The following is an 18,109-nucleotide window of genomic DNA, read 5'->3' on the forward strand; positions in this document are numbered from 1 at the left end:
AACCCCCATGCCGCCAGCCGCGGAGCTTGACCATATCGACCGCGCGATCCTGCGCCTGATCCAACGCGACGCCTCGCTCTCGCTGGCCGAGATCGCGAAGGAGGTCAGGCTGACGCCCACGCCCTGCTGGAAACGGATCCGGCGCATGGAACAGGCGGGCGTCGTCACCGGCCGTGTCGCGCTGGTGGAGCCGGCGGCAGTCGGGCTCGACGTCTCGGTCTTCGTCGCGATCGAGACGGGTGACCATTCCGCGGATTGGATCGATCGCTTCGCCGCGACGGTTGCGAAGATGCCCCAGGTGCTCGCCTGCTGGCGGCTCGGCGGCGATGTGGACTACCTGCTGCATGTCGTGGTGTCCGACATGGCGGCCTTCGATGCCTTCTATCGCCGCCTGACCGCGGAGGTGCCAAGCCTGCGCAAGGTGACCAGCCGTTTCGCCATGGAGCGGGTCAAGGACACGACAGCGCTACCGATTTGACTCTGTTGGCGGCGCGATGGGGGCGTTAGAATCAGCACTGTGTCCAAATCTGTGCGAATCGCCCCATCCCTGCTCGCCGCCGACTTCACCCGTTTGGGAGAGGAGGTCGCCGCGATCGCGGCTGCCGGCGCCGACTGGCTGCATCTCGACATCATGGACGGCCATTTCGTGCCGAACATCAGCTTCGGTCCCACGATCGTGAAGGCGCTGCGGCCGAAGAGTGCACTGCCCTTCGACGTGCATCTGATGATCGCGCCCGCCGATCCCTACCTTGCCGCTTTCGCCGAAGCAGGCGCCGACTGGATCAGCCTGCATCCGGAAGCCGGGCCGCATCTGCACCGCTCCTTGCAGACGATTCGGGCACTCGGCAAGAAGGCGGGCGTCGTGCTGAACCCGGCGACGCCGATCGAGGCCGTGTCGCAGGTGCTGGACCTGACGGACCTGATCCTGGTGATGTCGGTCAACCCGGGCTTCGGTGGACAAGGCTTCATTCGCAGCCAGCTCACGAAGATCGCGGCGTTGCGGGGCATGATCGATGCCTCCGGCCATGAGATCCGGCTGCAGGTCGATGGCGGCGTGACGGCGGAGACGGCGCCGCTCTGCATCCAGGCCGGCGCCGATGTGCTCGTCGCGGGGACGGCGGTGTTCGGCAGGCCCGACTACGCCACCGCCATCGCAGGGCTCCGGGGATGATCGAAGGCTTTTTCCGCAACGCCCGGCGGAATTTGGCGCGGCTGCGCCCGGTGCGCGTGTTGGAAGCGCCTTCCCGCCCCTTTCGGGACCTCTGGCCAGGCGATGCCGCGCGCGGCGCGCGGCTGATGCGCGGTGAGTTCGAGTGGGCCGGCACCGCGCGGCCGTTGCTGCCATCGGAGGATGACGGCACGCCGGGCACCGGCTGGGAGGATCAGGCGGGCACGCCACTCTGGCGCGCCGCGGCGCATGGCTTCCTGTGGCTGCGCGACCTGCGCACCCTCGGCACCGACGCGGCACGCATCCGCGCCCGCCTGCTGGCGGCCGACTGGCTCGCGGCCGGCGCCTCGGAGCCGGTGGCCAGCGCGCCGGAAGTGATGGGCGCCCGCATCTCCTCCTGGCTCGGCAACTGGGATTTCTTCGCGGCGACCGCGGAAGACGCCTTCCGCCACGCGATCATGCAGCGCCTGGCACAGGATGCGCGGGCGCTGGTCTCGGCGCTGCCGGCGGAAGCCCAGCATCGCGGCGCGCTGGTCGCGCTGAAGGGCGCGCTGGCGGCCGCCGTCGCCCTCGACGAGGAAAGCTTCCTCCAGCGCTGCGTGCGCTTCCTGCCCGCGGAGCTGGAGCGGCAGTTCCACCCGGATGGCGGCCATGTCGAGCGCAGCCCGGCGCAGCAACTCGAGGCGCTGAAGGACCTGATCGAGATCCGCAACCTGCTGCACGGCGTCGAGGTCGAGGCACCGCCGCACCTGACCGTGGCGCTGGACCGCGCGGCGCCGGCGCTGCGCAGCCTGCGGCATGGCGATGGCGGCCTGGCGCTGTTCAACGGCACGCGGGAGGAAAGCTCCTCCATGGTCGACCTGGTGCTGACCCAGGGCCAGGCGCGCAGCCGGACGCCCTTGTCGCTGCCGGAGACCGGCTTCCAGCGGCTGCAGGCCGGGCGCACGCTGGTGATCGTGGACTGCGGCGCGCCGCCCGGCGGGCGCGCGGGCAATATCGGCCCGGGCGGGGTGCCGCGCGGCGCCGACCGGTTGGCCCATGCCGGGACGCTCGCCTTCGAGATGTCGGTCGGGCGCGACCGCATGATCATCAATTGCGGCGCCGCGCCGGCGGCCGAAAGCGGCTGGTGCGATGCGCTGCGCGCGACCGCGGCGCATTCGACGCTGGTGCTCTCGGACACCAACAGCGCGGAGCTGCGCGATGGCGGGCTCGGCCGCCGGCCGGAGGTGGTGGAGGCCGACCGGCAGGAGGCGTCCGGCGCGCAATGGCTCGAGATGAGCCATGACGGCTATGCCAAGGCCTTCGGCGCGATCCACCGGCGGCGCCTCTACCTCTCGGAGTCCGGGGACGACCTCCGCGGGGAGGATGCGGTGGAGCTCGCCGAAGGCAAGCCGCTGCCCGGCTTCGCGGTGCGCTTCCACCTGCATCCCGGTGTCACCGCCAATGCCCAGCAGGACGAGACCGCGGTGCTGCTGCGCCTCGCTTCCGGCATGGGCTGGCGGCTGCGCGCCAAGGGTGCCCGGGTCGCGATCGAGGAGAGCGTCCATCTCGGCGGCGATGCCCGGCGCAGCCAGCAGATCGCGCTCTACGCCGATGAGAACGCCGCTTCCGTGCAATGGGCGATCAGCCGGGTGAGCCTGCCGCCGCCGCCCGAAGCGTGAAGGTCATCCAGGTCACCAACGTCGATTTCGCGCTCCGGCACTTCCTGTTGCCGCTGATGCGTGGTGCGCGGCTGCGCGGGCATGAGGTGATCGGTGCCGCGGCAGAGGGGCCGTTGCTCGAGGTGCCGCGCGCGGAAGGGTTCCGCATCGTGGCGCCGCCGATGGCGCGCAGCCTGAACCCGCTGGCGCAGTGGCGCGCCTATCGCGCGCTGCTGGCGCTGTTCCGCGTCGAGAAGCCGGATCTGGTGCATGCGCATATGCCGATCTCCGGCCTGATCGCACGGGCGGCGGCGAAACGCGCCGGCGTACCGCGCATCGCCTATACCTGCCACGGCTTCCTGTTCAACCAGCCCGGCCCGCTGTGGCGGCGCGGGCTGTCGTTGGCGCTGGAATGGCTCGGCGGGCGGATGACCGACCGCTTCTTCACCGTGAGCGCGGAGGAGGCGCAGGACGCACGCCGCCTGCACATCCATGCGCAGGCGACGGCGGTGCTGAACGGGCGCGATCCAGCCGTCTTCCACCCCGACGCCGACGCCCGGGCGGCCCTTCGCGCCGAGTTCGGCGCGGCGGAGGATGATTGCGTCGTCGTCGTCGTCTCCCGCCTGGTGCGCCACAAGGGCCACCCAGAACTGCTGCGGGCGATGGAACGGGTGCCGGGCGCGGTGCTCTGGGTGGTGGGGGAACGCCTGCCCTCCGACCATGGCGAGGATCTGGAGCCGCATTTCGCACGGGCGGAGGCGATGCTCGGGCGGCGGCTGGTGCGGCTCGGCTATCGGCACGATGTCGCGCGCATCCTGGCGGCGGCGGATGTCTTCGCCCTGCCCTCCCACTTCGAGGGGCTGCCGATGTCGATCATCGAGGCGATGCTGACCGGGCTGCCGGTGGTCGCGACCGATGTGCGCGGCCCGCGCGAGCAGGTGGTGCCGGAAGCAACCGGGCTGCTGGTGCCGCCGGCGGAGGATGGGCCGCTGGCCGAGGCGCTTGCCCGCCTGGCGGGCGATCCGGCGCTGCGGCTGCGCATGGGGGAGGCAGGACGCGCCCGGGCGCTTGATCTCTTCGACGAATCCCGGGTGGTCGGACGCACACTGGACCTTCTCGGCCTCTGAGCCGCACGGCAGGATCGAGGCATGACGCAGCTCCTGCCCGGCGGCATGCCGCCCGCCTCCCGCGACCTGCTCGGCCATGCCGGCCGCCCGCCGCATCCACGCTGGCCTGGGGATGCGCGGCTCGCGATCTCCTTCGTCGTGAATGTGGAGGAAGGCGCGGAGCTGTCGCTCGGCTCCGGCGACGAGCGGAACGAGCCGGTCCACGAGGTAAACCGGATCCTGGAAGGCGCGCCCGACCTCTGCATGGAAAGCCATTTCGCCTATGGCGCGCGGGTCGGCATCTGGCGGGTGCTGGACGCCTTCGATGCCTTCGGCCGCAAGGCGACTTTCTCCTCCTGCGGGCGCTGCATCGCGGCGACGCCGATCCTGGCCGCGGAGCCGGCGCGGCGCGGGCATGAGGTCAGCGCCCATGGCTGGCGTTGGGAAAGCCATGCCGGGATGGAGGAAGCGCTGGAACGCGCGGTGATCGCGGCGACCGTCGCTGCGATCGAGCGCGCCTCAGGCCAGCGCCCGGTCGGCTGGCACACCAAGAGCAGCGCTTCGGTGAACACCCGCCGGCTGCTCTGGGAGCATGGCGGCTTCCTCTATGACAGCGACGCCTATGACGACGACCTGCCGCGCATCCTGCCCGGCGCGCCGCCCGGGCATGTGCTGCTGCCTTATGCCTTCGACACCAACGACATGCGGTTCAGCCCGGGCGGCGGCTTTGTGCAGGCCCGGGATTTCTCGGATTACTGCATTGGCGCGATCGAGCGGCTGCTCAAGGAAGGCTCGGCCGGATCGCCGAAGATGCTCTCGATCGGCCTGCATCTGCGCTTCATCGGCCGTCCCGCGCGGATCGGAGGGCTGGAGGCGATCCTGGAACACATCGCGAACCGGCCGGAGATCTGGGTCGCCCGGCGGCGTGATATCGCCGAGCATTGGCTGACGGTTGCGGGCGCCGGCGGGCGGGCGTAATCCCCGCCGCATGAGCGATACCCCTCTGCCCCTCCGCCGCGCCCTGATCTCGGTCTCCGACAAGACGGGGCTCATCGAATTCGGCCGCTTCCTCGCCGCGCGCGGGGTCGAGGTGCTGTCCACCGGCGGCACCGCCAAGGCGCTGCGCGAGGCCGGCGTGCCGGTGAAGGATGTCTCGGAGCACAGCGGCTTCCCGGAGATCCTGGACGGGCGGGTGAAGACGCTGGTGCCGCAGGTGCATGGCGGCATCCTCGGCCGGCGCGACCTGGCGGACCACCTGGCGCAGATGGACCAGCACGGCATCGCGCCGATCGACCTGGTGGCGGTGAACCTCTACCCCTTCGAGGCGACGGTCGCGAAGGGCGCCGGCTTCGAGGAGTGCATCGAGAACATCGATATCGGCGGTCCCGCGATGATCCGGAGCGCCGCCAAGAACCACGCCCATGTCGCGGTGCTGACGGAGCCCCAGCATTTCGCGGAGGTACAGGCCGAGATCGAGGCCAAGGGCGGCACCACCCTCGCCACCCGCCGGCGGCTGGCCGCCGCCGCCTATGCGCGGACCGCGGCCTATGACGCGGCGATCAGCTTCTGGTTCGCGAAGCAGGAAGGGCAGGATTTCCCGCCCCGCCTCGCGGTCGCGGGCGTGCTGAAGCAGACGCTGCGCTATGGCGAGAACCCGCACCAGAGTGCCGGCTTCTACCTGGACGGCAGCGCCCGCCCGGGCATCGCGACAGCGGTGCAGGTGCAGGGCAAGGAGCTCTCCTACAACAACCTGAACGACACCGATGCGGCCTATGAGTGCGTGGCCGAGTTCGCGGAACCCGCGATCACCATCGTGAAGCACGCCAATCCCTGCGGTGTGGCGGTGGCAGGCGACCTCGCGACCGCCTGGGACCGGGCGCTGCTCTGCGACCCGGTTTCGGCCTTCGGCGGCATCGTCGCGGCGAACCGGGTGCTGGATGCGGCGGCGGCCGAGAAGATCACCGCGATCTTCACCGAAGTGGTCATCGCACCGGATGCGGACGAGGCGGCCCGCGCGATCTTCGCGAAGAAGAAGAACCTTCGCCTGCTGCTGACCGGCGGCCTGCCGGACCCGGCGGCGGCGGGCATGGTCTTCAAATCGGTCTCCGGGGGCTTCCTGGCGCAGTCGCGCGACGCCGGCCGGGTGGCCGAGGCGGGACTGAAGGTGGTGACCAGGCGCGTCCCGAGCGCCGAGGAGCTGGCCGACCTGATCTTCGCCTTCCGCGTCTGCAAGCATGTGAAATCCAACGCCATCATCTATGCCAAGGGGCTGGCGACCGTCGGCATCGGCGCCGGGCAGATGAACCGGGTGGAGAGCAGCCGCATCGCCGCCTGGAAGTCCGAAGCGGCGGCCAAGGCGGCCGGCCTGCCGGAGCCGCTCGCCAAGGGCAGCGTCGTCGCCTCCGACGCCTTCTTCCCCTTCGCCGATGGGCTGGAAACGGCGGCGGCGGCCGGGGCCACGGCGGTGATCCAGCCGGGCGGGTCGATGCGCGATGCCGAGGTGATCGCGGCGGCGGACGCGGCGGGCCTCGCCATGGTGTTCACGGGGATGCGACACTTCCGGCATTGAGGGTGCGAGTCGCGCGCCCCATCGCGAGGGAGTGCGGATGCCGCTGGAAAGCCTGCTGATCCTGGGGGTGCTGGCGCTGCTGGTGGTGCTGGTCGCGCTGCTGCTGATGCGGCGGCCGGCGCCCGACCCGGCGATCGGCGCGATGCAGGCGGCGCTCGATCGCCAGGCGGAGCGGATCGGCGCGATCCAGGGCGAACTCCGCAACGACATCCTGCGCGGCACTGCCGACATCGGCGAGAAGACTGCCGCCTTCACGCTCGATCAATCGAAGGCGGCGAATGAGGGCCAAGCCGCGACGCGCGCCGCGCTGGTGCAGCAGAAGGTCGAGCTGCTGGACCAGATCGGCCTGCTGAAGCGCGACCTGACCCAGGCCAATGGCGACCTCCGCACCGCGCTCGCCGAGGGCCTGGCGAAGCAGCAGAAGGCGCTGGCCGAGGAGATGGTCGCAGCGCGCAACCTGATCGACCGCAAGGCGGAGGAGAGCCGCGCCGCTGTCGAAGCGCGGCTGAAGGAGATGCGGGAGGCGAATGACGCCCGCCTCGCCGACATCCAGAAGAGCGTGAACGAGCAGCTGCAGAGCGCCGTCGAGAAGCAGATGACGGAGAGCTTCACCCGCGTCATCGACCAGTTCAACGCGATCCAGGCGATGATGGGGAATGTGCAGTCCGTTGCGTCGCAGGTGGGTGACCTCAAGCGGCTGTTCGGCAATGTGAAGACCCGCGGCGGCTGGGGCGAGACCCAGGTGAAGGCGCTGCTCGACGACATCCTGCCGGCCGGTTCCTATGAGACCAATGTGAAGCTGCGGGACGACAGCGCCGATGCGGTGGAGTTCGCGGTGCTGATGCCGACCACCGGCGAGCAGCGCGTCTTCCTCGCCGTCGACGCGAAATTCCCGGTCGAGGATTACGAGCGGCTGCTGGCCGCCTGGGACGCCGCTGACCCCATCGCCGAAGCCCAGGCCCGACGCGGGCTTGAGGTGCGGGTGCGCGGCGAGGCCGCGAAGATCGGTGCCAAGTACATCTGCCCGCCGCGCACCGTCGAATTCGGCATCATGTATCTGCCGACCGAGGGCCTCTATGCCGAGATCGCGCGGATCCCCGGCCTGATCGACGATATCGGGCGCACGCATCGGGTGATGATCCTCGGGCCGTCGCTGCTGCCGGCGATGCTGCGCACCATCCAGCTCGGCCATGTGACGCTCGCACTGTCGAAGAACGCCGAGGGCGTGCGCGACCTGCTGGCCGCGACCAAGGCCGAGATGGGCAAGATGGACCAGGTGCTGGGGAGCCTCGGCAAGCAGGTGGGCACCGTCTCCAACACCATCGGCCGCGCGCAGACCCGCACCCGCGCGATCGCGCGCAAGCTGCGTGGCGTGGAGGCGATGCCGGGCGAGAGGGCGGAGGAATTGCTGGAGATCGGCATCGACGCCGATGAGGAGGACGAGGCGCCGTGAGCCTCCTCCAGCTCCAGTCGGGCATCGGGCTGCTGCTGCTCGCCTTGCTCGCCTGGGTGCTGGGCGGTTGCCGGCGGGGCGTCTCCTGGCGGGTGGTGGTGGCCGGGCTCGCGGTGCAGGTGGCGCTCGGCGCCGCCCTGCTGCACGTGCCGGTGCTGCGCGCCGGCTTCGCGTTGGCGGGGGATGCGGTATCGGCGCTGCAGCGCGCGACGGTCGCCGGCACCACGCTGGTCTTCGGCTATCTCGGCGGCGGCCCGCTGCCCTATGCGGAAGTCACGCCGGGCGCCAGCTTCATCATCTTCTTCCAGGCGCTGCCCCTGGTGCTGGTGGTCGGCGCGCTCTCCGCACTGTTCTATCACTGGCGGGTGTTGCCGGTGGTGGTGCGCGCCATGGCCGGGCTGCTGCAGCGGAGCTTCGGCCTCGGCGGTGCCGCGGGCTTCTCGGTCGCGGCCAATGTCTTCGTCGGCATGGTGGAAGCGCCGCTGCTGATCCGACCCTGGCTGGGGCGGCTCACCCGGTCCGAGCTCTTCGTGGTGATGGTGGCCGGGCTCGCGACCATCAGCGGCAATACGCTCGTGATCTATGCGGCGGTGATCGCGCCGGTGGTGCCGGATGCGGCGGGGCAATTGCTGACCGCCTCCGTCATATCAGCTCCGGCGGCGGTGCTGGCGGGACTGCTGATGGTGCCGCCCCGCGCCGGGGATGTGGCGACGGAGGCGGAAGGCGTGGCGCCGCGGCTCTACTCCTCCTCCATGGAAGCGATCGTCGCGGGCACCACGGACGGGCTGCAGCTCCTGCTCGGCATCATGGCGTCGCTCATCGTCTTCGTGGCGCTGGCCACCCTCTTGAACCAGATGCTGGAGCCGCTGACCGGGCTGACCCTGCAAGTGATCGCCGGCTGGCTCTTCCGGCCGCTCGCCTTCGCCATGGGCGTCGGCACGGAAGAAGCCGCGGCGGTCGCGCGGTCGCTCGGGGTGAAGGTCATCATCAATGAGTTCGTGTCCTATCTGGATCTCGCTGCGCATGGCGGCGGGCTCGCGGAACGGACACGGCTGATCCTGACCTATGCGCTCTGCGGCTTCACCAATCTGGGCTCGGTCGGGATCATGGTCGCGGGCATGAGCGCGATGTGCCCGGAACGGCGGGCGGATATCGTGCGGCTCGGCCTGCCTTCGCTGGTGGCAGCCTCGATCGCCTGCTGCATGACCGGCGCGGTGGTGGGGCTGCTGACAGCGCCCTAGGTTGGAGGGCGTAATTCACGTCTCCGGCTCAGGGAGCCTGCGACAATCACGCCCTGAACGGAGATGGCCATGAAGCTGAACCATGTCGCGAACCGGCTGGCGACCGAGCATTTCGAGACAGTGGTCACGATGCTGGCCGAATGCCTCGGCTTCGTGGAGCTGCGGCGGACCGAGCGCGCGATCTGGCTGCGCCAGCCCGGCGCCAATGTCGACCTGCAGTTCAGCCGCAGCCCGACCGCGAACCGGGACGCGGACAAGCTGCGTTCGCAGGTCTCCTTCCTCAGCGACACGCCGCAGGCCGATCTGGAGCGCCTCGCCGACTGGGCCCGGGCGCGCGGGCTGGAGGCCAGCGTCGGCGCCTATTCGGACCGGGAATTCTACCTCGACCTGCCTGCGGCGCTGGTCGATTTCGTGATCGAGGCGATGCTGCCGGAGTTGGCGGAATACGGCGTCGATACCTGAGACGATTGTTGCATTGTCCCGGCGAATGTGAAACACATGTTTCATGCTCGCCGACCGGATCCGCCGCGCGCTGTCGGACCTGCCCCCGCAATTGCGGGCGGCGGCGGAGCATCTGGCGGCGCATCCCTTCGAAGCCGCGACCCGCTCGATGCGCGCCATGGCCGCGGAATGCGGCGCATCGCCGGCAAGCTTCAGCCGGCTGGCGCAGGCGCTGGGCTTCGCGGGCTGGGATGCGCTACGCGAGGCCGCCATCGCGGAAAGCCGCCACGCCGCCCCCTATTCCTCCCGCGCCGCGCGGACCGTGCCGCGTGGCGGCGCCGTCGCCGAGGCCGACCAGGCCAATCTCGTCGCACTGGCGGCCTTGCCCGCGGAGGCGATCGAGGATGCCGCCGCGACCCTGCACCGGGCGCGGCGCATCCATGTCGCCGGCTTCCGGTCCTGCCGTGCGGTCGCGGTGCTGCTGCACTACCAGTTGAGCCTGTTCCGTGCCGAGGTGTCGCTGGTGGGCGATGCCGCGCTCGACCTCGACCTCGGCGCCATGCGGCGTGGCGAGGCCCTGGTGCTGACCGGCTTCAAGCCCTATTCGCGCGCCAGCCTCGCCGCCATGGGGGCAGCCCGCGCCGCGGGGCTGGAGACGGTGGTGCTGGCCGATGACGCCACGGCACCGATCGCGCTCGGCGCCACCCATCTGCTGCTCTTCCCGATCGCGACGCCCGCATTCTTCCCGAGCCTGACCGCCGCCGTGGCGCTCGCCCAATCCCTCGCCGCCGCGGCCTTCACCCGCGGCGGCCGCACCGCGCTTGCCCGATTGCGCGCGAGCGAGGCCCGGCTCGACGCCCTTGCCGCCTATCTCCCGGAACCGGAGGAACCATGAGCCATCTCGTCCATCGCAGCCTGCGCAGCAACCCGCCGCTCGCGGTGTCTGGCCAGGGGATCTATGTCCGTGACGCCGCGGGGCACACGATCATCGACGGGTCGGGCGGTGCCGCCGTCGCCTGTCTCGGGCATGGCCACCCCAGGGTCATCGCCGCGATGAAGGCGCAGATCGACACGCTCTGCTACGCCCATACCAGCCTCTTCTCCTGCGAGAGCGCGGAGAAGCTCGCGGACAAGCTGGTGGGGCATGCACCGGGCGGCCTGACCCATGCCTATTTCTGCTCCTCCGGCAGCGAAGGCAATGAGGCGGCGCTGAAGATGGCGCGGCAGTATTTCCTCGAGATCGGGCAACCGCAGCGGCGGCATTTCATCGCGCGGCGTCAGAGCTATCACGGCAATACCCTCGGCGCGCTGGCTGCCGGCGGCAATGCGATGCGGCGCGCGCCCTATGCGCCGATCCTCTCGGACGCCTTCAGCCATGTCTCGCCCTGCTATGCCTATCGCGACCGCGCGGATAGCGAGAGCGACGCGGATTATGTCGCACGTCTCGCCGCCGAGCTGGAGGCGGAGTTCCAGCGTCTCGGCCCCGACACCGTCATCGCCTTCATCGCGGAGACGGTGGTCGGCGCGACGCTCGGCTGCGTCGCCGGCGTGCCGGGCTATTTCGAGGCGATGCGCGCGGTCTGCGATCACCATGGCGCGCTGCTGATCCTGGACGAGGTCATGAGCGGCGTCGGCCGCTGCGGCACCATGCACGCCTGGGAACAGGAGGGCATCCGCCCGGATATCCAGGTGATCGCGAAGGGGCTCGGCGGCGGCTACCAGCCGATCGGCGGCATCCTGGTGCATGGCCGGGTGATCGAGGGGCTCAACGGTGGCTCCGGCAGCTTCATGCACGGCCACACCTACCAGGCACATCCGGTCGCCTGCGCCGCGGCGCTCGCGGTGCAGGAGGTGATCGAGCAGGACGGGCTGATCGCCAATGTGCAGGCGATGGGCCGCCTGCTGGAACAGCGGCTGACCGAGCGGCTCGGCAATCACCGCAACATCGGCGACATCCGCGGCCGCGGGCTGTTCTGGGCGGTGGAGTTCGTGACCGACCGAGCCACCAGGACGCCCTTCGACCCGGCGCTGAAGCTGAACGAGCGCGTGAAGCGTGAGGCCTTCGACCGGGGCCTCGCCTGCTATCCAATGGGCGGCACCATCGACGGCAGGCTGGGCGATCATGCCATCCTGGCGCCGCCCTACATCGTGGACGCGGCCCAGATCGAGATGATCGTGGAGCGCTTCGGCGACGCGATCGACGCCGCCATCGCCAGCATCTGAGGGAGGACACATAATGCAGTCACTGATCCGGGTCGCGGCCTTCGCGGCCTTCGCGGCCTTCGCCCTCGGGGTGGTCTCCGCCTCGGCGCAGACGCTCAACACCGTGCGCCAGCGCGGCACGCTGATCTGCGGGGTCTCGCAGGGCTTCGCCGGCTTCTCGGTGCCGGACAGCCGGGGCGAGATGCGCGGCATCGATGCCGATTATTGCCGTGCCGTCGCGGCGGCCGTGCTCGGCGATGCGACCAAGGTGCGCTTCGTGCCGCTGACCGCGCAGGCGCGCTTCACGGCGCTGCAGGCGGGCGAGATCGACGTGCTGTTCCGCAACAGCACCCAGACCTTCCTGCGCGACACCTCGCTCGGGCTGAACCAGGGACCGGTGAACTTCTTTGACGGCCAGGGCTTTGCGGTCCGCCGCGACGCCAATGTGACACGCGTGCAGCAGCTCGATGGCGCGACCATCTGCGTGGCGCAGGGCACGACGCATGAGCTAAACCTCTCCGATACCTTCAGGGCACGCAACATCCGCTTCCAGCCGGTGGTCTTCGAACGCATCGACACGATGTACCAGGCCTTCTTCGCTGGCCGCTGCGATGCGATGACGCAGGATGCCTCGGCGCTCGCCGGCGCGATCAGCGTCGCACCGAATCCGGCGGATTACAGCGTGATCGCGGAGACGATCAGCAAGGAGCCGCTCGGCCCCTTCACCCGCAATGGCGATGACCAGTGGGCGAACATCATCCTCTGGCTGCACTACGCGCTGGTCGAGGCCGAGGAATACGGCGTCACCGCCGCCAATGCGGCGGAGCGGGCGCGCGGTACCGATTCGACCGTGCAGCGCCTGCTGGGCACGACGGGTGAGTTCGGGTCACGGATCGGCCTCGACAATGCCTGGGCGCTGAACGCCATCCGCGCGGTCGGCAATTACGGCGAGATCTTCGAGCGCAATGTCGGCCAGGCCAGCCCGCTGCGGCTGCAGCGTGGCATCAACGCGCTCTGGACCGCCGGTGGGCTAATGTACGCGATCCCGTTCCGCTGAGAGCCTGTTTGGGAATGGCTGCGGGTCGGCCTGTCGGGTCTTTTCCGCCCCTGGCGCGCCGGCCTCCTCGCCGATGCAACCAGCATCGGCTGCGTCGACCGGCACACCAGGGACGAAAAATCCCTCGCCAGTCCTCCGCCGCCCCATTCTCAAACAGGCTCTGAGGCGTTTGCCTTCGCAGGGAATCCGCGACAGGCTGTTCCCCTGGGATACTCCAAGGGAACAGCCATGCTGCCGAAGCGCCGGCGGATCGCCGCCATCATCCTGACTGCCTTGCCGGGTCCGGCGCTGGCCCATCACGGCATGGATGACGCCACGCCCGGGACGCTCGGCGAAGGCATCATGTCCGGCTTCGCGCATCCGGTGCTGGGTCTGGACCACCTGGCCTTCCTGCTGGCCGCCGGGCTGCTGGCCTCGGCGGCACCCCGCCTGGGGTACAGGGCGCTGGCGGCGTTCCTGACGGCGGGGATCGCGGGGGCGCTGCTGCACCGGGCGGCGATCGGACTCGGCCCGGTGGAGATCGGGGTCGCGGTGTCGGTGCTCGCAGCCGGCGGGCTGCTGCTCGCGCTCGGACGCAGGACAGCGATCATCGCCTCGGCGCTGGCGGTGCCAGGCTTCGCGTTGGCGGGGCTGTTCCACGGCCATGCCTTTGCGGAAGCGGTCGCCGAAAGCCCGGCCGCCGTCTTTATCGCGCATCTTGCCGCCCTGACCCTCGCTCAGGCGATGATCACGGGCGCCGCGCTGCTGGCCGCGCGCGCGGTGGCCGGCTTCGGCAACCTGCCCTTCCGCGCCGCCGGGCTCGGCGCCACCGCGGTCGGCGCCTTCGCGCTGGTGACGGCGATCGGCGGCTGACCGCGCGGCCCGCGTCACGACCCGGTGCCGGCCTCTGGACGATCCGCGGTTTTTGGATTGCCATGGCGGCTCAACGGGAGAGATTGCATGCTCAATCGTATTGCCGCCGCTGCCGCCCTCATCGGTCTCGCGCTGCCTGCCGCGGCGCAGGATGCGGATGCCGGTCAGCGCGTCTTCAACCAGTGCCGGGCCTGCCACACCGTGGAGCAGGGCGGGCGCAACGGCGTCGGGCCGAACCTCTATGGCGTCTTCGGCCGCCGCGCCGCCGGCGTCGAAGGCTTCCGCTACTCCGCCGCGATGCGGGCCAAGGGGGAGGAAGGGCTGGTGTGGCAGGACGCGACGCTGCGCCCCTATCTGGAGGCGCCGCGCACCGTCGTGCCGGGCGGCTCCATGACCTTCGCCGGCCTCCGCAACGAGCAGCAGATGAACGACCTGATCGCCTATTTGCGCCGGGCTACTGGTGCGCAATGACAGCAAAGAGGAACCTCCGATGACCGAACCCGTGCCCCAGGCATCCACTGCCCTCGCCGGCATCACCGTGCTGGACCTGACCCGGGTGCGTGCTGGCCCGACCTGCGCGCGGCAGCTCGCGGACTGGGGCGCCGATGTGATCAAGATCGAGATGCCGGCGGCGCTCGACTCAGGTGACCCGATGGGCGGACCGCGCAACGGCCCGGACTTCCAGAACCTGCACCGCAATAAGCGGGCGATGACCATCAACCTCAAGGCGCCCGAGGGTGTGGCGCTCTTGAAGAAGCTCGCGGCCAAGGCCGATGTGGTGGTGGAGAATTTCCGCCCCGACGTGAAGACGCGGCTCGGCATCGATTACGAGGCGCTGTCGGCGGTGAACCCGCGGCTGATCTACGCCTCGATCTCCGGCTTCGGGCAGGACGGCCCCTATGCCAACCGTCCCGGCTTCGACCAGATCGCGCAGGGGCTCGGCGGGCTGATGTCGATCACCGGGCTGCCGGGCCAGGGGCCGGTGCGCGTCGGCATTCCGATCGCCGATCTCTGCGCCGGCATCTTCGCCGCCCAGGGCGTGCTGGTCGCCCTTCTGGAGCGGGAGAAGAGCGGCCGCGGCCAATGGGTGCACAGCAGCCTGCTGCAGGCACAGCTCTTCATGCTCGACTTCCAGGGCGCGCGCTGGGTGATGAACGGGGAGATCCCGAAGCAGGCGGGCAACAACCACCCGACTGGGATTCCGACCGGCGTCTTCCCGACCAGGGACGGGCACATCAACATCGCAGCCACCGGCAAGGCGATCTTCGAGCGCTTCAGCCGCACCCTCGGCCGCCCGGACTGGCTGACCGACGAGCGGTTCTCGACCGCGACGGCGCGCAGCGCCAACCGGGATGCGATGAATGCCGAGATCGCCGAGATCACCGCAACCCGCACCAGCACGGAATGGGTGGACGCGCTGAACGAGGCCGGCGTGCCCTGCGGCCCGATCAACAACATCGCCGAGGCCTTCGAGGACGAGCAGACCAAGCATCTCGGCGTCGTCCAGACGCTGGAGCGCGATGGCAAGCCGGTCGGCTATATCGGCCAGCCGGTCGTGCTCTCCCGCACGCCGAGCCATGTCGTGAGCCATCCGCCGGCGCAGAGCGAGCACACCGATGCGATCCTGGCTGGGCTCGGCTATGACGCGGCCGCGATCGCCGACCTGCACGCACGGCAGATCGTCTGAGTTCATCGAGGGCGCCGCTGTCGCGGCGTCCTCGATATTTCAACGCAGATCATCCAGCGCGAGGTTCAGCCGCAACACGTTCACATGCGGCTCGCCGAGCAGACCGAGCTCGCGGCCTTCGATGTATTGCGCGAGCAGGGCGCGCACCCGCTCCTCCGGGATGCCGCGCGCCGTGGCGACGCGGGGGATCTGGCGGGCGGCATTCTCGGGCGAGATGTGCGGATCGAGGCCGGAGCCGGAGGCGGTGACCGCATCGGCCGGCACCGGCGTAAGGCCGGCCTCCGCCACCCGCGTCCGGATGGCTTCGAGCAGCGCGGCGCTGGTCGGCCCCTGCTGCGAGGCGGCCGAGGAGGCGGCATTGTAGGGCGCCGCACGGGTGCTGCCCTCGTTCTCCGGATCGGGTTCGGTGGTCGCCGAGGGGCGCGGATGGAAATAGCGCGGCTCGGCAAAATTCTGGCCGATCAGCGCGGAGCCGATGACCTGACCATTGCGCTCGATCAGGCTGCCGCCGGCCTGGCTCGGGAAGACGACCTGGGCGACACCGGTCATGGCGAGCGGCGCCGCAACCCCGAGCAGCAAGGTCAGCAGCAGCACGAGCGTGAGGGCGGGACGGAACAGGGTGTTCATGATCAGGCGATCCCCAGCAGGGTGAGCAACATGTCGATCAGCTTGATGCCGATGAACGGCGCGGCGATGCCGCCGACGCCATAGATCAGCAGGTTCCGGCGCAGCAGCGCGGCGGCGCCGATCGGCGCGTAGCGGACGCCGCGCAGCGACAGCGGCACCAGCGCCACGATAATCAGCGCATTGAAGATGACGGCCGAGAGGATGGCGCTCTCGGGGCTCTTCAGGCCCATGATGTTCAGCGCCATCAGCTCCGGATAGCTGGCGACGAAGATCGCCGGCAGGATGGCGAAGTACTTGGCCACGTCGTTCGCGATCGAGAAGGTGGTCAGCGCGCCACGGGTGATCAGCAACTGCTTGCCGATCTCCACCACCTCGATGAGCTTGGTCGGGTCGCTGTCGAGATCGACCATGTTGCCGGCCTCGCGCGCCGCCTGGGTGCCGGTCTGCATGGCGAGGCCGACATCGGCCTGGGCCAAGGCCGGGGCGTCATTGGTGCCGTCGCCGGCCATGGCGACCAGGCGGCCTTCGGCCTGGGCCTTGCGGATGTAGCCGAGCTTGTCCTCCGGCGTCGCTTCCGCGATGAAGTCGTCGACGCCCGCCTCGGTCGCGATGGCGGCGGCGGTCAGGCGATTGTCGCCGGTGACCATCACCGTGCGGATGCCCATGCCGCGCAGCGCCTGGAAGCGCTCCCGGATGCCGGGCTTCACGATGTCTTTCAGTTCGATGGCGCCGAGGATCACGCCATCCCTGGCGACGGCGAGCGGCGTCGCGCCCTGGCGCGCGATCCGCTCCACCGCGGCCGCGAGCGTCGGCGGCACCGGCACGCCGAGGCTCTTCGCCAGCGCATCCACCGCGCCCTTGCGGAAGCTGCCCTGTCCCGGCAGGTCGAGTCCGGATATCCGGGTCTGCGCCGTGAAGGGCACGGAGCGCGCATCGGCCGGCAGCACCGGTGCGGTGATGCCGTGCCGGTCACGTGCGAAGGTCAGGATGGAGCGGCCCTCCGGCGTCTCGTCGGCGAGGCTGGCGAGCATGGCGGCTTCCGCCACCGCGCGCTCCTCGACGCCCGGCGCCGGGATGAAGCCGGCCGCCTGGCGGTTGCCGAAGGTGATGGTGCCGGTCTTGTCGAGCAGCAGCACATCGACATCGCCGGCCGCTTCGACCGCGCGGCCGCTGGTCGCCAGCACGTTGAAGCGTACCAGCCGGTCCATGCCTGCGATGCCGATCGCCGAGAGCAAGCCGCCGATCGTGGTCGGGATCAGCGTCACCAGCAACGCGGCGAGCACGGGCACCGAGGGCGGGGTGCCGTTCCAGGAGGCGAAGCCGACCAGGCTCGCGACCGCGATCAGGAAGATGATCGTCATGCCCGCGAGCAGGATGTCGAGCGCGATCTCGTTCGGCGTCTTCTGACGCGAGGCGCCTTCGACCAGCGCGATCATCCGGTCGAGAAAGGTGCGACCGGAGGCGGCGGTGATGCGCACCACCAGCCAGTCGGAGACCACCAGCGTGCCGCCGGTGACCGCGCTGCGGTCGCCGCCGGATTCGCGGATCACCGGCGCGCTTTCGCCGGTGATCGCCGCCTCGTTCACGCTGGCGATACCCTGCATCACCTCACCGTCGGAGGGGATGAGGTCGCCGGCTTCGACCAGCACGATCTCCCCTTCGCGGAGCTCGGTGGCGTCGCGGACCTGGAACAGGCTGCGATCATCGGCGCGCAACAGCACCTTGGCGCGGGCCTCGCTGCGCGAGCGGCGCAGGCTGTCGGCCTGGGCGCGGCCGCGGCCTTCGGCGACGGCTTCCGCGAAGGTCGCGAAGAGCACGGTCAGCCAGAGCCAGAGCGCGATGCCAGCCTGGAAACTCCAGGGCAGGCCCTGCATGGCGGCGCGGCCGGCCAGCAGGGTGACGAGCAGGGCCACGACCTCGGTGACGAAGATCACGGGGTTGCGGATCAGCGTGGTGGGATCGAGCTTGCGGAAGGCGTCCAGCGCCGCGCGGCGCAGCAAGGCGGGGTCGCCGAAGCTGGCGCCGGCGCGGCGGGTGGTGGGGGACATGACGTTCATGGGGAATGG

At 70.2% G+C, this 18,109-nt stretch carries 17 protein-coding genes; 15 read left to right on the top strand and 2 right to left on the bottom strand.

The annotated features are described in order from the left end of the window. The first annotated feature begins 7 nt into the window (after window positions 1–7). The 15 genes from GXW71_RS09085 to GXW71_RS09155 all read left to right on the top strand — a co-directional run bounded on the left by GXW71_RS09085 (window position 8) and on the right by GXW71_RS09155 (window position 15,416). Window positions 8–478, top strand: coding sequence for an Lrp/AsnC family transcriptional regulator (locus GXW71_RS09085; RefSeq protein WP_211852174.1), 471 nt, complete (start codon window positions 8–10; stop codon window positions 476–478). A gap of 39 nt (window positions 479–517) precedes the next feature. Next, window positions 518–1,171: a ribulose-phosphate 3-epimerase gene (gene rpe / locus GXW71_RS09090; protein ID WP_211852175.1), complete on the top strand. Its 654-nt coding sequence runs from the start codon at window positions 518–520 to the stop codon at window positions 1,169–1,171. After that, a complete protein-coding gene (locus GXW71_RS09095) occupies window positions 1,168–2,829 on the top strand; it encodes a heparinase II/III family protein (RefSeq protein ID WP_211852176.1) in 1,662 nt (553 codons plus the stop codon). Before rpe ends, GXW71_RS09095 begins: the two co-directional genes overlap by 4 nt. Then, window positions 2,826–3,935: a glycosyltransferase family 4 protein gene (locus tag GXW71_RS09100; RefSeq protein ID WP_211852177.1), complete on the top strand. Its 1,110-nt coding sequence runs from the start codon at window positions 2,826–2,828 to the stop codon at window positions 3,933–3,935. The genes GXW71_RS09095 and GXW71_RS09100 overlap by 4 nt, the downstream gene beginning before the upstream one ends. Before the next feature lie 21 nt (window positions 3,936–3,956). After that, entirely contained in the window at window positions 3,957–4,892 is a 936-nt protein-coding gene (locus tag GXW71_RS09105) for a polysaccharide deacetylase family protein (RefSeq protein ID WP_211852178.1), read from the top strand. Between the two features lie 10 nt (window positions 4,893–4,902). Continuing rightward, window positions 4,903–6,483: a bifunctional phosphoribosylaminoimidazolecarboxamide formyltransferase/IMP cyclohydrolase gene (purH, locus tag GXW71_RS09110; RefSeq protein ID WP_211852179.1), complete on the top strand. Its 1,581-nt coding sequence runs from the start codon at window positions 4,903–4,905 to the stop codon at window positions 6,481–6,483. Window positions 6,484–6,520: 37 nt separating this feature from the next. Beyond that, on the top strand, window positions 6,521–7,936 hold the full coding sequence (gene rmuC, locus GXW71_RS09115) for a DNA recombination protein RmuC (protein WP_246526413.1): 1,416 nt from the start codon (window positions 6,521–6,523) through the stop codon (window positions 7,934–7,936). Next, window positions 7,933–9,177, top strand: a complete 1,245-nt coding sequence (locus tag GXW71_RS09120) for a NupC/NupG family nucleoside CNT transporter (RefSeq protein WP_211852180.1) — start codon at window positions 7,933–7,935, stop codon at window positions 9,175–9,177. The genes rmuC and GXW71_RS09120 overlap by 4 nt, the downstream gene beginning before the upstream one ends. A 69-nt stretch (window positions 9,178–9,246) precedes the next feature. After that, on the top strand, window positions 9,247–9,639 hold the full coding sequence (locus tag GXW71_RS09125; RefSeq protein ID WP_211852181.1) for a hypothetical protein: 393 nt from the start codon (window positions 9,247–9,249) through the stop codon (window positions 9,637–9,639). Between the two features lie 43 nt (window positions 9,640–9,682). Further along, window positions 9,683–10,513 (top strand): MurR/RpiR family transcriptional regulator, encoded by an 831-nt coding sequence (locus tag GXW71_RS09130; RefSeq protein WP_211852182.1) that lies wholly within the window; start codon window positions 9,683–9,685, stop codon window positions 10,511–10,513. Next, window positions 10,510–11,841, top strand: a complete 1,332-nt coding sequence (locus GXW71_RS09135; protein ID WP_211852183.1) for an aspartate aminotransferase family protein — start codon at window positions 10,510–10,512, stop codon at window positions 11,839–11,841. Before GXW71_RS09130 ends, GXW71_RS09135 begins: the two co-directional genes overlap by 4 nt. A gap of 13 nt (window positions 11,842–11,854) precedes the next feature. Beyond that, complete coding sequence (locus GXW71_RS09140) at window positions 11,855–12,877, top strand: amino acid ABC transporter substrate-binding protein (protein ID WP_211852184.1); 1,023 nt, start codon at window positions 11,855–11,857, stop codon at window positions 12,875–12,877. A gap of 228 nt (window positions 12,878–13,105) precedes the next feature. Further along, on the top strand, window positions 13,106–13,729 hold the full coding sequence (locus GXW71_RS09145) for a HupE/UreJ family protein (protein ID WP_211852185.1): 624 nt from the start codon (window positions 13,106–13,108) through the stop codon (window positions 13,727–13,729). An 87-nt stretch (window positions 13,730–13,816) separates the two neighbouring features. Next, entirely contained in the window at window positions 13,817–14,200 is a 384-nt protein-coding gene (locus tag GXW71_RS09150; protein ID WP_211852186.1) for a c-type cytochrome, read from the top strand. A 19-nt stretch (window positions 14,201–14,219) separates the two neighbouring features. Further along, window positions 14,220–15,416 carry a CaiB/BaiF CoA transferase family protein gene (locus GXW71_RS09155; protein ID WP_211852187.1) on the top strand — a complete coding sequence of 399 codons (1,197 nt, stop codon included), beginning with the start codon at window positions 14,220–14,222 and terminating at the stop codon, window positions 15,414–15,416. A 39-nt stretch (window positions 15,417–15,455) separates the two neighbouring features. Here the strand turns inward: GXW71_RS09155 and kdpC are convergent, their stop codons facing one another. Both kdpC and kdpB read right to left on the bottom strand, forming a co-directional pair. Further along, window positions 15,456–16,043 (bottom strand): potassium-transporting ATPase subunit KdpC, encoded by a 588-nt coding sequence (gene kdpC, locus GXW71_RS09160; RefSeq protein ID WP_211852188.1) that lies wholly within the window; start codon window positions 16,041–16,043, stop codon window positions 15,456–15,458. A 2-nt stretch (window positions 16,044–16,045) separates the two neighbouring features. After that, window positions 16,046–18,091, bottom strand: coding sequence for a potassium-transporting ATPase subunit KdpB (gene kdpB, locus GXW71_RS09165; protein ID WP_246526414.1), 2,046 nt, complete (start codon window positions 18,089–18,091; stop codon window positions 16,046–16,048). Window positions 18,092–18,109: the final 18 nt, after the last annotated feature.

It is taken from the genome of Plastoroseomonas hellenica, from assembly GCF_018129085.1.
Lineage (GTDB): Bacteria > Pseudomonadota > Alphaproteobacteria > Acetobacterales > Acetobacteraceae > Plastoroseomonas > Plastoroseomonas hellenica.

What these genes read in the sequence shown, in the direction of transcription:
- GXW71_RS09140 (WP_211852184.1), top strand. Translation starts at nt 11,855, where the DNA reads ATGCAGTCACTGATCCGGGTCGCGGCCTTCGCGGCCTTCGCGGCCTTC.
- GXW71_RS09145 (WP_211852185.1), top strand. Translation starts at nt 13,106, where the DNA reads ATGCTGCCGAAGCGCCGGCGGATCGCCGCCATCATCCTGACTGCCTTG.
- GXW71_RS09105 (WP_211852178.1), top strand. Translation starts at nt 3,957, where the DNA reads ATGACGCAGCTCCTGCCCGGCGGCATGCCGCCCGCCTCCCGCGACCTG.
- kdpC (WP_211852188.1), bottom strand. Translation starts at nt 16,043, where the DNA reads ATGAACACCCTGTTCCGTCCCGCCCTCACGCTCGTGCTGCTGCTGACC.
- GXW71_RS09085 (WP_211852174.1), top strand. Translation starts at nt 8, where the DNA reads ATGCCGCCAGCCGCGGAGCTTGACCATATCGACCGCGCGATCCTGCGC.
- GXW71_RS09155 (WP_211852187.1), top strand. Translation starts at nt 14,220, where the DNA reads ATGACCGAACCCGTGCCCCAGGCATCCACTGCCCTCGCCGGCATCACC.
- GXW71_RS09135 (WP_211852183.1), top strand. Translation starts at nt 10,510, where the DNA reads ATGAGCCATCTCGTCCATCGCAGCCTGCGCAGCAACCCGCCGCTCGCG.
- kdpB (WP_246526414.1), bottom strand. Translation starts at nt 18,091, where the DNA reads ATGTCCCCCACCACCCGCCGCGCCGGCGCCAGCTTCGGCGACCCCGCC.
- GXW71_RS09130 (WP_211852182.1), top strand. Translation starts at nt 9,683, where the DNA reads ATGCTCGCCGACCGGATCCGCCGCGCGCTGTCGGACCTGCCCCCGCAA.
- purH (WP_211852179.1), top strand. Translation starts at nt 4,903, where the DNA reads ATGAGCGATACCCCTCTGCCCCTCCGCCGCGCCCTGATCTCGGTCTCC.
- GXW71_RS09125 (WP_211852181.1), top strand. Translation starts at nt 9,247, where the DNA reads ATGAAGCTGAACCATGTCGCGAACCGGCTGGCGACCGAGCATTTCGAG.
- rmuC (WP_246526413.1), top strand. Translation starts at nt 6,521, where the DNA reads ATGCCGCTGGAAAGCCTGCTGATCCTGGGGGTGCTGGCGCTGCTGGTG.
- GXW71_RS09150 (WP_211852186.1), top strand. Translation starts at nt 13,817, where the DNA reads ATGCTCAATCGTATTGCCGCCGCTGCCGCCCTCATCGGTCTCGCGCTG.
- GXW71_RS09095 (WP_211852176.1), top strand. Translation starts at nt 1,168, where the DNA reads ATGATCGAAGGCTTTTTCCGCAACGCCCGGCGGAATTTGGCGCGGCTG.